This is a genomic window from Caldicellulosiruptor obsidiansis OB47, assembly GCF_000145215.1.
GTDB classification, from domain to species: Bacteria; Bacillota; Thermoanaerobacteria; order Caldicellulosiruptorales; family Caldicellulosiruptoraceae; genus Caldicellulosiruptor; species Caldicellulosiruptor obsidiansis.
Genome location: NC_014392.1, coordinates 1,504,215 through 1,518,175, shown reverse-complemented (window position 1 = coordinate 1,518,175; position 13,961 = coordinate 1,504,215). Strand labels below are relative to the sequence as shown.

The following is a 13,961-nucleotide window of genomic DNA, read 5'->3' as shown; positions in this document are numbered from 1 at the left end:
CCAAACTGTGCACATTAGCACAAGTTTAGATGGCTGGGCTATTTGTAGTCCGCCTTTTCAGGTTGTTCCAGACCCAGCAGGCGGTATTTGGAACAACCATAGCCCCTGTCCCAAGAAACAGGAACTTGCGCCCTTTATAGGTCTTCCCCACTTGCCCTGAAACTAAAAGTGATTTCAGGACAGACATATCACGCAGGACTCTGTCAGGGGAGAGTGGTGTTACCACCGCTACCCTGAGAACTCGCCAAAGATTACAGGATAATTTCCTGTGACTATCCTTGCTTGTTCCGTCCAGAGGCTCGGATAGCCTCCCTGGCTCACTCCCAGAGCTTTGTAGAAGCTTTATCGCCCAATCTATCTCCCTGAGTTGTCTTTTCCTAACGTATGGATTCTTGACTGCCTTCTTCACGTACCCCTTCAGTTCTTCCAGACTGTTTACATTAAAACTACTGAGAAGTAGCATATAGTTGTGCGGTATCCTTTCTTTTAATCCAAGCCCTCTTCTTGCTATCACATACGAGCTAGCAATGTCCTTGCTCACCATAAACTGCGGTGCGTACTTCAGCATACCTATCACAGAAGTATACGCAGGGTTTACCTCTATAACCTCTACTCCTTCTCGCTTTGCTAAAAGTTTTACCTTTTCCAAAAGTGACCTGTATCCAAAATAGTGCCTTATCCGTCTTGATTTTCTACCTGAAAAGTCTCCTCTTTTCCCTTTGTCCTTTATGTTCAACTTCTCAATTACTATGGCTTTTTGATTATCTTTTGCCATTTGCACTATCATGTGTGCGTACTGCCACCTGTAGTACTCCCTCTTGCTTGAGTTTCCACTTTCAAGCTCTGGCATTGGTATTTCACCGTAGCTCAGAAGCTGACCGCTACTGTCTGTTTCTGCCCATGCCATATGCTTTGGATATGCGTTCGGATCTATCCCTATAACGCCGTTTGATTTTGTTATCTCAGACTTTGGAAAAATCTCTTCAACGGTGAAGTAGGCATATACTACACTGTTTTTGAGTTTCAGCTCAACAGAATAGGGTTCTCCCAAAGTGCTTATCGCCTGCAGCAGTTGATTCCTGTCTGTGTACGTTCCACCCTTTACTTTCCATCCAGGCTTTATCGTCGCATATACATACTCCTTTTCTCCCACGTTAATTCTGAGTTTTGTTAAGGAACCATCTATCTCAATCCTTGTGTTGAGATTTCCTTTCTTGCTCCTGTCTCCTCTTGAATAGAGGGTTCCTTTCCTTTTCTCCTGCCACTCACGTTGAAGTTCCCTGTATGCTCTGCCGTTTATGTGCCTTTTCTGGAGTTTTTCAAAAAGTTCTCTACCGCCAAATATGACCTTTTTGGGATTTTCTCCCTTCTGTTCGCAGGATTTTTTAATACTTTTGGCTTTCATTATCGCATCGTCGACGTATCGGGAGTTCAGATTGAAAATCCCCTGAAGTTGTCTTTTGAGTTCATTTCTCTTATGTCCTTCCAGCAGCCTTTTGTATGCGTACCTCATGCAGGACGTCCATCTTCTCATAAGGTCCAATACCTTCTGCTTATCCTCGCTGCTGCCAAAAATCAACTTAGCCTGGATGGTTATCATGTTTTTAACACCTCGAATTAATTTTGGTATTTTATACACTTAATAGTATCATCTAACTCTATCTAATAAAAAGTTATACCTTTTTGCCTTGTTGTTGTCAACTATTAGAACCTCCTGATGTTTAAGTTTAAAAACTTCTATTTTTCAATAATACTAGGTGAAACAGCAAAATTCAATACTGCAAAAAAAATAAGCTGCCCAAAACACAAATACTGTTTTGTGGCAGCATGTAAGTAAGTTTATTTTAAATCAAACCTTTCTTTTATAATCTGAACAGCTTTTTCCTCGTCTTTCTGGTCAATCAAATATGATATGTCAACCTCACTTGTTGTTACCATCTTAAGTTCAACACCTGCTTCAGCTAAAGTGGTAAAAAGTGATGCAGCAACGCCGGGAAGGTCTTTCATTGCCTCACCAAAGATAGAAAGCTTGCTTAAGCCCGACACGATATCAATTCTCAGGTGAGGAATCTCTTTTTTGAACTTGCTGAGTGCTGAGATTGCCTTTGGTACATTTTCTTCGTCAAGGCTAAATGATAGGTTTATGTTTCCTTTATAAGGTGCTGTTTGGCTTATCATATCAATATTTATCCCATGGTTTGCCACTTCATTAAAGATGGAGGCTATCAGGTCAATCTTGTTTGGAACATTGTCAAGGGTTATCATGGCAACGTTCTGGGTGACATTTAAATTTGTCACAGGCTTCAAATTTAAAACACCTCACATTGAGTTAATCAAATCTTTCATATTATATATACCCGCGCCTTTGCCTATCATAAACATTGCAGCCTTGATTGCACCACTAGCAAAGATTTCTTTTGAGAGTGCTGTATGCTTTATCTCAATAATCTCATCAGGGCCGGCAAAAATGACACTGTGTTCACCTACAATTGTTCCACCGCGTATAGATGATATTCCTATCTCGTTTTGCTGTCTTTTCTTTCTCCTTGTATGCCTGTCATAGATATACTCATAGGAATTATTTGCAATTTCATTTATTGCATCAGCAAGCATCAAGGCTGTGCCAGAAGGTGAATCTATTTTCTGGTTGTGGTGTTTTTCAATGATTTCAATATCAAATGAAGGACCAAGAGCCTTATAAGCCTTTTGAATGAGTTCTGCAACAAGATTTACTCCCAAAGACATATTGGCAGACCAGAAAATAGGAATTTGTTTTGAATATTCTAAAATTTTAGCTTTCTGGTCAGATGTAAAGCCTGTTGTTGCTATTACAACTGGTTTGTTTTTCTGCTTTGCAAACTCAAGAATTTTCATTGTTGCTTCAGGAAGGGAAAAGTCAATTATAACATCAAAGTTTTCAACCACTTCCTCTGGACTTTGGTAAACAGGATAGTCAAAGTTTTTGACTGTGTTTAAGTCAACCCCTGCGACAATTTTAATATTGTCATAGTTCTTAACAACTCTGCTCACAACCTGACCCATTTTACCATTGCAGCCATTAAGTAAGATGCTAATCATTTGTGTCTCACATCCAATCCTTGTTATTATTTTATTCTCATTCTTTTATCGAAATGCCATAGTCAACAAGTGCTTTTTTAAGAATTTCCCTGTTCTTTTCTGTCATGGCAGCAAGCGGCAATCTTGGTTTTCCAACATTAAATCCCATCATGTTCATAGCTTCTTTTACAGGAATTGGGTTTACCTCAATAAAGAGTGCTTTGATTATAGGAAGAAGCTTTAGCTGAAGCTGTCTTGCTTTTTCAATTTCACCGTTTAAGAAATATTCAACAATGTCATGTGTTTCATCAGGCAGAATATTCGCCAGCACTGAAATAACACCGATTCCACCCACAGAGAGAATGGGTACTATCTGGTCATCATTTCCAGAATAGATATCAATTTCAGGACAGAGCATAGCAATTTCAGCAACCTGTGTGATGTTGCCACTTGCTTCTTTTATCGCTTTTATGTTTGGCAGTTTTGCAAGTTCTTTCATGGTTTCAGGCAAGACATTTAGCCCTGTCCTTGACGGTACATTGTAAACAATAATAGGAATTGATACAGCATCATTTATTCTTTGAAAGTGCTCGATCAATCCTTTTTGAGTTGTTTTGTTGTAATATGGTGTTACATGCAAAAGACCATCTGCGCCAAGCTCCTGTGCTTTTTTGGAAAGATAAACTGCATGTTTTGTATGATTGCTACCAACACCAGCAATAACAGGTTTTCTACCAGCTACCCTGTCAATTACAAATCTAATTACTTCTAAATGTTCGTCATCTGGCATTGTTGAAGGCTCTCCAGTTGTACCACATACAATGATTGCGTCAGTCTTGTGCTCTAAGTGAAAGTCAACAAGCCTTCCAAGAGTTTCAAAGTCTACACTTTCCTCGTCTTTAAAAGGTGTTATTAAAGCAACACCTGAGCCTTTAAAGAGTGCCATAGCCTATAAAACCTCCCAATTTATTCAAACTTTTTAATTATAGCCACCTTTCAATTAGCTAAAGAAATATTCTATTACCTTTTCAGCAATCTGAACAGCATTTGTTGCTGCTCCTTTTCTTATATTGTCTGCAACAACCCATAAATTGACCCCATTTTCAACAGATTCATCTCTTCTAATTCTTCCAACGAAGACTTCATCTTTTCCAGAAACATAAATTGGCATTGGGTATAAAAGATTTGCAGGGTCGTCCTGAACAACCACGCCTGGAGCATTCTTGAGAATTTCTTTTAACTCTTCTAAATCAAACTGCTTTTCGAATTCCACATTTATTGATTCGCTGTGACCGTTGAAAACAGGTACTCTCACAGTTGTTGCAGTAATCTTTATAGAGTCGTCATGTAAAATCTTTTTTGTCTCGTTTATCATCTTCATCTCTTCTTTTGTATATCCATTTTCTAAAAATACGTCAATATGAGGAATGACATTTCCTGCAATTGGGTATGGGAACTTCTTTGGCGGAGCACCTTTTAATCCTTCTTCTAAATCCAAATATCCTTGATATCCTGCACCTGAAACTGCCTGGTATGTTGAGTACACAATCCTTTTTATTTTGTATCTGTCGTGCAAAGGTTTTAAAACAACAACTGCCTGAATGGTTGAACAGTTGGGATTTGCAATAATTCCCTTGTGCCATTTGATATCTTCCGGGTTGACCTCTGGTACAACAAGAGGAACGTCTTTTTCCATACGCCATGCACTTGAATTGTCAATTACAATACACCCTTTCGATGCTGCAATTGGAGCAAAGTGAAGAGATGTTGAAGCGCCGGCAGAGAACAAAGCAATGTCAATGCCCCTGTCAAATGAGTCTTCTTTTAACTCTTCAACTGTGTATTCTTTTCCCATAAACTCAACTTTTGTCCCTGCTGACCTGCTTGATGCAAAGAGGAAATATTCTTCAACCGGCAATTTTCTTTCTTCCAAGACCTTTAAAAATGTTCTTCCAACCATACCTGTTGCGCCAACTATTGCCATTCTAATTTTCTTTGCCACTTTACTGTAAACCTCCTCTTCAAAAATTGAAATTGTGCTTTAATGTATTTATAAAACTAAAAAAAGCTGGTTTTCGAGCCAGCTTCTGTTAATATATTGTATATTAGCCATACAATATATTAACAGATAGCGCTCCACCAATTTTACAATTGGTGACAGTTGCATGGATATTCTCCATGCACCCAGGGAAGTTTCCAAGAAGAAAGAAACTCCCTTCGGCGTCTTTTCCTTTCAGCAGGTTTCATCTGTGTCTTCTTTCACATCCGCCTGCCTACTCTTAAAAGACGCGCCTCTATCTATTAATATATTATGAACTATTCGATTGTGGTGTTTATTTAATAATAACATTAAGATTCTTTGTATGTCAAATTTTTTTGCAAGACTAAGAGTTCTTTTTCATGTGTGATATAATTTAAATATCGAGATGTTAAAAGGACAAAAAGAAAATGGAGGATGAAAAATTTGGGAAAAAAATTAAAGAAAGTTTTGCTAACTTTCAAAAAGCACTTTTAAGATTGAAGGAAGCAGTAGAAGAAAGAAGCGATAATCCTCTTTTGTATGATGGTGCTATTCAAAGATTTGAATTTACTTCTTTGAAAGGAGAGTTTAAATCAAATGTTTAAAGTGGGAATTGGATATGATGTTCACAGATTTGTCGAGGGAAGAAAACTTATATTGGGCGGAGTTGAAATACCTTTTGAAAAGGGACTTCTGGGACATTCAGATGCGGATGTTTTGGTCCACGCCATAATTGATGCTATTCTTGGTGCTATGGGGGAAAATGATATTGGAAAGCTTTTCCCGGACAGTAACCCTAAGTATAAAGACATTTCCAGTTTGCTTCTTTTAAAAGAAGTTGCAAAGCTTTTAGAAGAGAAAAACTTGAAAATAGTAAATATAGATTCTACCATAGTTAGCCAAAGACCTAAGATTTCTCCATATACTAATGAGATGAAAAATAAAATTGCAGATTGCCTTAAGATTGACAGTACTCAGATAAACATCAAGGGAAAAACAACAGAAGGATTGGGCTTTGAAGGAAGAGAAGAAGGAATTTCAGCATATGCAGTTGTTTTGATTTGCGAATAAATGTTTGATATAATAGTAAGAAAGAGATATAATTTTAAATTATTAAGAATAACTTTTTGGATGTGATAAGATGTTAGACCTTTACAGATTGTCTGCACAGATAAGTGAAAAGAAAGAGGTTTTAGCAAAGCATGAGGAAGAGTTAAAATCAAATGTTGAGGATATGTTTGCGTTTTTAAATTCGGTAGATAGAGAGAAAATTCAAAATATTCTCTCGAAAATTCCTGGCAAGGATGAGAAGAATGAGATTTTGTTCTGCCTTCCATACTATAGCAATTACGATGAATTTTTGAAATCTCACAGATGCTCTTTGAATACTGACTATGAAGTTTTTGCAGTAGATGGCAGCAATACAGAAATAGATAGGCATATTCTAACACCTTATTATGTGTTGAACATTGCCTGTGTTTCTATTGTCTATGGACAGAGAGAAAGTAAATTTTGGTACAGAACTTTTCCCTATATTTATCTTGACCAAGAACTTTATTCTGACAAAGATGATATTACTTTTAAAAATTCTTCTGAGATTTCACAAGAAAGACAGGAAAAAGAGTTTGCGGCAATTTTAGAGTATGTGGAAAGAAGCGGTGAAACAGATCAGCTCAAAATAGTACTTTACGATGGCAATCTTGTTGACTGGTCGCAAGACAGGCAAGGCATGCGTTTTGGCAGAAAAGCAAATGCTATTCTTGAAAGGATATTCATCCTGGCAGAGCGAAAGAAAATAGCCGTGTGTGGTTTTATTTCTGTTCCCAAAAACTCAATTATTTCTAACATTTACAAAATATATATGTGTGAAAAACCGAGGATAAACTGTAGAGAGTGTCCTAAGGAGAAAAAAAGAGAGTGTGAAAAGATAGGCAGAATAAAGGATGTCGTTTTATTTTCCGGCCTTAGGGAAGGAGAGTATTCAAACATCTTTTACACATTAGGTAGAGCTTTTGATGAGTTTGAAAAGACCGATATAGGCTTTGTTTATTTGAACACAGGTTACGAGATAGCACGAATAGAGTTTCCACTCTATATAGCAAACGATAAAGACTGGTTTGAAAAGAGCCTTGGTGCTATTTACCATCAGTGTCAGCTTGGGTTTGGTTATCCCATATCTTTGACCCATGCACATGAATTTTCTGTTATCTCTAAAGGCGACAAGGATGCAGTAGAAAGTATGCTATATAGGTTTGAAGATGATCTTATGCGCTATTCTGCTAAAAAGAACAATAAAATGAAAAGAATAGTATAGAAGGAGTAGTATTTGAAATGATAGTGGGCGAGATAATAGATATTTCTTTTACTCAACTTACCTGTGAAGCAAGAGATTGGAACAATATACCTACACCTGGCAGGTTTATAAAGTTTGAATTAGATGATTACAAGGTGATAGGATGTGTCACAAGATATGACGTTGGCAGCATATCCGAGGGAGGATATCCGAGAGCTTTGTGGAAGTCACCTGAGGAAATAAAAAAATATTATCCTCAGATTGACCAGATTTTGAAGGGATATTTTAAATGTGTGGTTGTTGGATACATAGTAAATGGCAAGTTTGTCGGCTGTCTTCCTGACAAAAGTATAAGACTTCACAGTTTAGTTGAGCTGGCAACACAAAAAGAAATTCTTCTTGCCACTCAAAACAGCCTTTTTCTAAATTCTGTGCTAAAGACTAAAGATATTGATATCATTGAAGTTGTCCCGTGGATGCTTTTTTTTGCATATCTTGCAAGAGGAAAAGACTATTATTATATAGAACAGATGGGAAAAAGCTTGAACGCTTATCTTAAATATGATCTAAATCTTCTTGAGCCTATAATTGAGAGGTTAGATAATCTAATAATGACTGTACAAGAAGGGTGATTGAAATATGGCAAGTAGTATGTATGAAGAGAACAGAATTGGCAAAATCATAGGTGGTTCGTACTCAGAAGGTCTTGCAATAAAGGTCGAGGATTATTCTGTGGTGGAAAGTACAAGGATTGGGGCAATTCTTGTTAGCCAAACAGAAAAGAGAAAGTACTACTGTATGCTTACCGACATGGTAATAGAGGGCATGAACAAGCAAGCTTTGTCAGAACTTCCGCGAGGAAACTCAAGCCTGCTTTTGAACAGGATTACAAGGGGGACTTCTATTTATACTGTGTTCAAGGCACAGCCAGTTCTTTCTTACGACCTTGAGGAAAAGAAAAATCAGCCTATAAGAAACATACCACCTCATGCTTCAAGTGTTAGAAGAGCTACCTATGATGATATTTCAGATGTATTTGGGAGTTTTGAAAAAAATCCAAAACGTTATTTTCCAGTTGGAAGTGTTCTTGACATGGACGAAAACTCTACAGTATGCATAGACATGGAAAGATTTATTGAACGAAGCAGTGGCATTTACGGAAGGACTGGTACAGGAAAATCATTTATTGCAAGATTATTGATGGCAGGGATTATCCTTTGTGATAAGGCATCGCTTCTCATTTTTGATGCTCACTCAGACCATGGACCTGACAGCGTTGATGAGGAAAACCGGCATGTTAAAGGGCTTAAAAGTCTTTTTGGAAGCAAAGTCCAGATAATGGCAACTGAAAATTTCTCATCAATGACAGGTGTTTTGCCGATTGAGATTGATGTTAGAGATGTTGAGATCGAGGATATTTTATCAATTGCAGAAGAGCTAAACCTCAATGAGACAGCACAACAGGTTATGATTGCACTTAAAAACAGGTTAGAAACAGAAGGTAAACACTGGCTTGAAGAGATACTTATAAATGGTGAGGACTTGGCAGAGAGGTTTAAAGACAGCGAAGCTGTGGTCAATAGAAGTTCTCTTTTGGCGCTTATCAGAAAGCTTTCTGTGTTAAAAGAATTACCCTACCTTAGATATGATAGACGACCTGGCACAAACTCAATTGATATTATTTTGAATTATCTTCAAAAAGGTATCAGTGTTGATATAACATTTGGCAAAAGTGATAAATTACTTAACTATCTCTTTGTTACAAACGTCTTATCAAGGCGTATTTACCAAAGATATATGGAGATGTATGAAAGGTATATTTCAAACAGACAAAAGTATTCTCCTCCAAGGCCACTTGTGATTGCAATTGAAGAAGCACACAGATTTTTATCGCCCGATGTTGCAAAACAGACAATATTTGGAACAATAGCAAGAGAAATGAGAAAGGCAAAGGTAAGCCTTATGTGTATAGACCAGAGACCTTCTCAGATAGACAGTGAGATTGCATCACAAATTGGAACAAGGGTTATTTTATCTCTTTCTGATGAAGCTGATATTACAAGTGCACTTGCTGGTATGAAAAATAGTAAACAACTAAGGTCAATTATAGAGTCACTTGATTCAAAACAGCAGGCTTTACTTGTAGGTCATGCAGTCCCTATGCCAATTGCAATAAAGACGAGAGGGTATGATAATAGCTTTTATGATTTTGTTTCAATTTATGCCCCAAAACATGAGGTGGACGAAAAGTACGAAAAAACGATAGAGGTATCTAAGAAGTGGCTTGATGAGATGGACTATTAAAAATTTTTCTAAAGAGGGAGAATAAAATGGCAATAAGAGGAGTTCATACAGCTGATCTTCATTTTGGTGTAACAACTTACAGCCGCGAAACCCCGGATGGGCTTGGCTCACGTGTACATGATTTTTTCAAAACATTTGACAGGATACTGGAGTTTATACGAGAAAACAGTATTGATCTTTTGCTTATAACAGGCGATATTTTTAAAGACAGAGAACCAAACTCTACGCTGAGGAATATGTTTTACAAGAGGGTTGTGGATATTTCAAAAAGAGGCGTTTTGGTGGCAATAGTGCCAGGTAATCATGATATGCATCCTTTTGAGACAAAAGATCATTCTGTGAGGGTTTTTGAAATATTCGACCAGCCAAACATTGTTGTGATGGATAGACCTTTTGAAACCAGAGAATTTGAAATAAGAGGTGAAAAACTTCGCATTGTGGCTGTGCCTTACCTTTATCTTGAAAGGTTTGTGGATGAGACATTTCCTCAAAAGACAGAAGAGATTGATATGATAGCAGCCAATTTTTTTGAGAAAAAACTAAGCCAGGTTTTGGACTCTTCAGAAGATAATATTCCTACAATTCTTGCAGGACATTTTACTGTAGTAGAGGCGCAGATTGGCAGTGAAAGATCAATTATGCTTGGCAAAGACATAAAGGTGCCTCTTTCTTGCCTTTTAAATCCAAAGTTAAAATTTGTTGCCCTGGGTCACATTCACAAACCTCAAATTTTGCATGCAGCAAACCCTACTGTGTTGTATTGTGGCTCGCCTGACAGGATAGATTTTTCTGAAGCAAACGACAGCAAGGGGTTTGTTGTGTTTGAGATAGACAAAGAGAGCTTTAGGTTTAAGTTTCAACCCGTTAAGGTAAGACCTTTTTGCCAGTTGGAGATTGATGTGTTTGAAGACGAAGTAGAAAATCTCACCAAAAAGCTTCTTGACAAAATAGAAGAGAAAGTACAAATGTTTGAGCAAAATACTTCAAATAGTATTCAGGTGTCGGTTGTAAAGCTCATAATAAAAACTCAAAGTTTGATAAAAGAAAAGATTGATGTTGGACTTGTTGAAAGGTTTTTGAGAGACAGATGTTTTGTTTTAGCGCCTATCGAAATTGAGGTAGTTGACTCAAAGAAAGATTTTAGAATTGCTGAGGTTGATGAAAAGTCAGACCCTGTTGATGCATTTGAAAAGTTTTTATCAGCAAGCCAGAAATACAGGGGTATAGAGAATAAAGATGAGGTTGTATCAGAATTTAAAAAGCTTTTGTATGAAGTTCAAGAAAAATGAAAGCACAGCAAGAGGTGGGGATGAGATTTGAGACCTCTTTTTTTGAGGATTGAAAATTTCAAATCATATAAGGATACTCAGAACGAAATTGATTTTAGCAATATAAAGGTTGCTTGTATCATAGGCAAAAATGGCAATGGGAAATCTTCTATTGCTGAGGCAATTGCCTGGGCGCTTTTTGGCGAGTTTGAAAGACTTCAAACAGGAAAACGAGGAAAAGTTGCAGAAACAGAGTATATAAACTCACATAGGGATTATATGCAGGTTGAATTTGAATTTGAGTTGAATAAGACCATATATAAAGTTGTGAGAAGACTTGACAGAAAAGGCAAAAAGTATCTTTCACTCTTTGTTAGAAAAGGAGACAGTCTCATACCTATAAATGAAGCAACTTATACCCAGACTCAAGTAAAGCTTCAGAATATTTTGGGGATAGATTTTAACGTATTTTTGCACTCAGCATATCTTTCTCAAAAACGAACAGAAGATTTTTTGTTGTCATCCCCTGAAGACAGGCGTGAAGTTTTTGCAAAGATATTGAACCTGAGTATATATGACAGGATAAACGAACTTGCGAAAGAAAAACGAAAAGAAAAAAAGGTTTTGCTAGATATAAAAAACAGAGAAATAGAGGAAGAAAATAAAATTTTATCAGAAAAAGAGTCTATAAAATCTTTGGTGGCTGATTTGGAAAAGAAGAGAACCACGATAGAAGCTGAATTAAACGGTTTGAGAAATAGACTAAATACCCTTATTTCGAAGAGGTCTGAAATAGAACAAAAACTTGATATATTAAATCAGAAAAAGAATGAAATGATAGAACTTCAAAGAAAAGCTGAGGAGATAAGGTATAAATTTGATACTGCAAGAAAAGAGCTTTTAAAAATTGAAGAAAAATTAAAGGAAGAAGATAAGATAACTGCAATGGTTAAAGAGTACGAGATGATAAAAGAAGAGGTTGAACTCAAGAGAAAGGATTATGAAAAGTATCTTGAGCTCAAAAACAAAATGGTTTTGTGTGAGAGAGATATAAAAAGCAAAATAGAGCAGAAAAAGATATTTGAAAAGAATATTGAAGAGAGTAATTTACAGCTGAATAAAGAAACTTCTGAGATTTCAAAGTATGAGGAAGAGATGAAAAAAGTGGAGGTAGAAATTTCGAAGATCGAAAATGAGCTGGGAAAAGTAAAGCAGTATAAACAGGAACAAGAGAAAAAAAGAGAGGAAATTGTAGAACATGAGAAATCTTTAGAGGTAGTGGAGAACAAATTAAAAGAGCTTGCTTCAAGTTACAGACTTATAGAGGCAAATCAGGGGAGGTGCCCAGTATGCTTGCGTCAAATTAATGGCCAGGAAGAAAAAGAACATATAAAAAATGAAATTGCAGCCCAAGGAAAAGAATTTAAACAAAGAAGAGATAGTTTGACCAAAAAACTTGAAATTCTGAGAAAAGAGTTTTCTGAGCTTGAAGAAAAAATAAAAAATGAAGAAGTTCTGAGGACAAGAGAAAAGAAGCTTCACGGAATGTTAGAAAATCTTAAGGCTAAGATGGGGCAAAAAACACAAAATATTTCAAATCTACAAAATTCAATAGTTCAGGTAAACCAAAGCATAAAGCTTTGTGAAGAAGAAATAGAAAGGTTAAAAGAAGAGATGACATACCTAAAAAGAGAAATTTCAATTTTAAACTTTGATGAGAATTACTATACCCAGCTTTTGCAAAGAGAAAAAGAACTTGAAATATATCAGAGACTTTTTAGCGAGCTTACTGTGAACAAGGTGAAAGCTGAGAATTTAAAAAAGGAGATACTTGAGTATCAAGAACAGGAAAAAGAGATTTTGAAAAAGGTTGAGGATTTAAAGCAGGAGATAGCAAATTTATCTACTTTTGCACATGCTGTAATGCTTGAAAAGGTAAAGTCAGATATTCTGACCTGTGAAAGTAAGATAAAAAATCTTCAAGAAAGTCTCAATTCTGTTTTAAAAGAATTGGGAATCCTTGAGCAGAAACTAAATCAGATTGAAGAGGCAAAAGAGAAGCTCTCAAGGCTTGAAAGTGAAATAGAAGAGATGAAAAAAAAGATTGAAATATACGATATAATAATTGATATCACCGGGCCTGATGGAATAAAAAACGAGATAATTGCAAATACATTGCCGCAAATAAGAGATGAGGCAAACAAACTTTTGAAGATCCTGACAAATGGAGCATTTTCAATAGATTTTAAAACTCAAAGAGAAACAGCATCTGGCAAAACAATAGAAACACTCCAAATAGAAATTTCTGATGCAAATGGTACAAGAAACTATGAACTTTTTTCAGGTGGCGAACTTTTCAGAATAAATTTTGCGATCAGAATTGCCCTTTCAAAGGTACTGCTTAAAAGATCAGGTGCTTCCATAAGAATGCTGATTTTAGACGAAGGATTTGGTTCTCAGGATGAAGAGGGAAAAGACCACATTGTTGAGTGTCTGAATAGAATCAAAGACCAGTTTGACACTATACTTGTTATAACCCACATTGAGGATTTATTGGATGCGTTCGACCAGAAGATTGTTGTTAAAAAAGATATGGAAGGCTCCAAAATTTTTGTTATATAATATTAAAGTATTTCCTGAAATAAATGATGAACAAGGAGGTAAAACTTTAATGGCAAAAAATAGGTTTCCTGGGCTTGGTGGTGGATTCAATATAAATCAGCTCCAAAAACAGGCAAAAAAGATGCAAGAGGAAATAGAAAAATTGCAAGAGGAATTAAATCAAAGGGAGATTGAGGTAAGTAGTGGCGGTGGTGCTGTCAAGGTTGTTATTAATGGTAAAAAAGAGATAAAAAGCATTCAAATATTACCCGAGGTTGTTGACCCTGAAGATGTAGAAACTTTACAGGATTTGATAGTTGCATGTGTAAATGAAGCTATAAGAAAGGTTGATAAGATGGTAGAAGAAGAGATGCAAAAAGTTACAGGATTTGGTATCCCAGGCCTTTTTTAAAACGAG

Annotated in this window: 13 protein-coding genes and 1 riboswitch; of the genes, 8 read left to right on the top strand and 5 right to left on the bottom strand. The window is 36.4% G+C overall.

What is annotated here, in order from left to right; translation table 11 throughout:
- Window positions 1-25: 25 nt before the first annotated feature.
- From COB47_RS07050 to COB47_RS07030, 5 genes are all read right to left on the bottom strand, one after another.
- Entirely contained in the window at window positions 26-1,600 is a 1,575-nt protein-coding gene (locus tag COB47_RS07050; RefSeq protein ID WP_013290689.1) for an IS200/IS605 family accessory protein TnpB-related protein, read from the bottom strand.
- Window positions 1,601-1,839: 239 nt separating this feature from the next.
- Entirely contained in the window at window positions 1,840-2,307 is a 468-nt protein-coding gene (locus COB47_RS07045) for an ACT domain-containing protein (RefSeq protein ID WP_013290688.1), read from the bottom strand.
- Between the two features lie 12 nt (window positions 2,308-2,319).
- Window positions 2,320-3,078 (bottom strand): 4-hydroxy-tetrahydrodipicolinate reductase, encoded by a 759-nt coding sequence (dapB, locus tag COB47_RS07040; protein ID WP_013290687.1) that lies wholly within the window; start codon window positions 3,076-3,078, stop codon window positions 2,320-2,322.
- 37 nt (window positions 3,079-3,115) lie between these two features.
- Window positions 3,116-4,003 (bottom strand): 4-hydroxy-tetrahydrodipicolinate synthase, encoded by an 888-nt coding sequence (gene dapA, locus COB47_RS07035; protein WP_013290686.1) that lies wholly within the window; start codon window positions 4,001-4,003, stop codon window positions 3,116-3,118.
- 54 nt (window positions 4,004-4,057) lie between these two features.
- The gene (locus COB47_RS07030; protein ID WP_041742755.1) at window positions 4,058-5,041 is read right to left on the bottom strand and encodes an aspartate-semialdehyde dehydrogenase; all 984 of its coding nucleotides are present in this window, start codon (window positions 5,039-5,041) and stop codon (window positions 4,058-4,060) included.
- 137 nt (window positions 5,042-5,178) lie between these two features.
- Window positions 5,179-5,362, bottom strand: a riboswitch (Lysine riboswitch).
- A 143-nt stretch (window positions 5,363-5,505) separates the two neighbouring features.
- Here COB47_RS07030 and COB47_RS12260 point away from each other — a divergent pair.
- From COB47_RS12260 to COB47_RS06995, 8 genes are all read left to right on the top strand, one after another.
- Window positions 5,506-5,682, top strand: a complete 177-nt coding sequence (locus COB47_RS12260; RefSeq protein ID WP_013290684.1) for a Nucleotidyltransferase substrate binding protein — start codon at window positions 5,506-5,508, stop codon at window positions 5,680-5,682.
- Entirely contained in the window at window positions 5,675-6,148 is a 474-nt protein-coding gene (ispF, locus tag COB47_RS07025) for a 2-C-methyl-D-erythritol 2,4-cyclodiphosphate synthase (protein WP_013290683.1), read from the top strand. Before COB47_RS12260 ends, ispF begins: the two co-directional genes overlap by 8 nt.
- Window positions 6,149-6,218: 70 nt before the next feature.
- Window positions 6,219-7,391: a DNA double-strand break repair nuclease NurA gene (locus COB47_RS07020; protein ID WP_013290682.1), complete on the top strand. Its 1,173-nt coding sequence runs from the start codon at window positions 6,219-6,221 to the stop codon at window positions 7,389-7,391.
- 17 nt (window positions 7,392-7,408) lie between these two features.
- On the top strand, window positions 7,409-8,002 hold the full coding sequence (locus COB47_RS07015; protein WP_013290681.1) for a hypothetical protein: 594 nt from the start codon (window positions 7,409-7,411) through the stop codon (window positions 8,000-8,002).
- A gap of 7 nt (window positions 8,003-8,009) precedes the next feature.
- The gene (locus tag COB47_RS07010) at window positions 8,010-9,674 is read left to right on the top strand and encodes an ATP-binding protein (protein WP_013290680.1); all 1,665 of its coding nucleotides are present in this window, start codon (window positions 8,010-8,012) and stop codon (window positions 9,672-9,674) included.
- Window positions 9,675-9,700: 26 nt separating this feature from the next.
- On the top strand, window positions 9,701-10,963 hold the full coding sequence (locus COB47_RS07005; RefSeq protein WP_013290679.1) for a metallophosphoesterase family protein: 1,263 nt from the start codon (window positions 9,701-9,703) through the stop codon (window positions 10,961-10,963).
- Window positions 10,964-10,990: 27 nt separating this feature from the next.
- Window positions 10,991-13,564 (top strand): AAA family ATPase, encoded by a 2,574-nt coding sequence (locus COB47_RS07000; RefSeq protein ID WP_013290678.1) that lies wholly within the window; start codon window positions 10,991-10,993, stop codon window positions 13,562-13,564.
- 49 nt (window positions 13,565-13,613) lie between these two features.
- Window positions 13,614-13,955 (top strand): YbaB/EbfC family nucleoid-associated protein, encoded by a 342-nt coding sequence (locus COB47_RS06995; protein ID WP_013290677.1) that lies wholly within the window; start codon window positions 13,614-13,616, stop codon window positions 13,953-13,955.
- The last annotated feature ends 6 nt before the right edge of the window (window positions 13,956-13,961 follow it).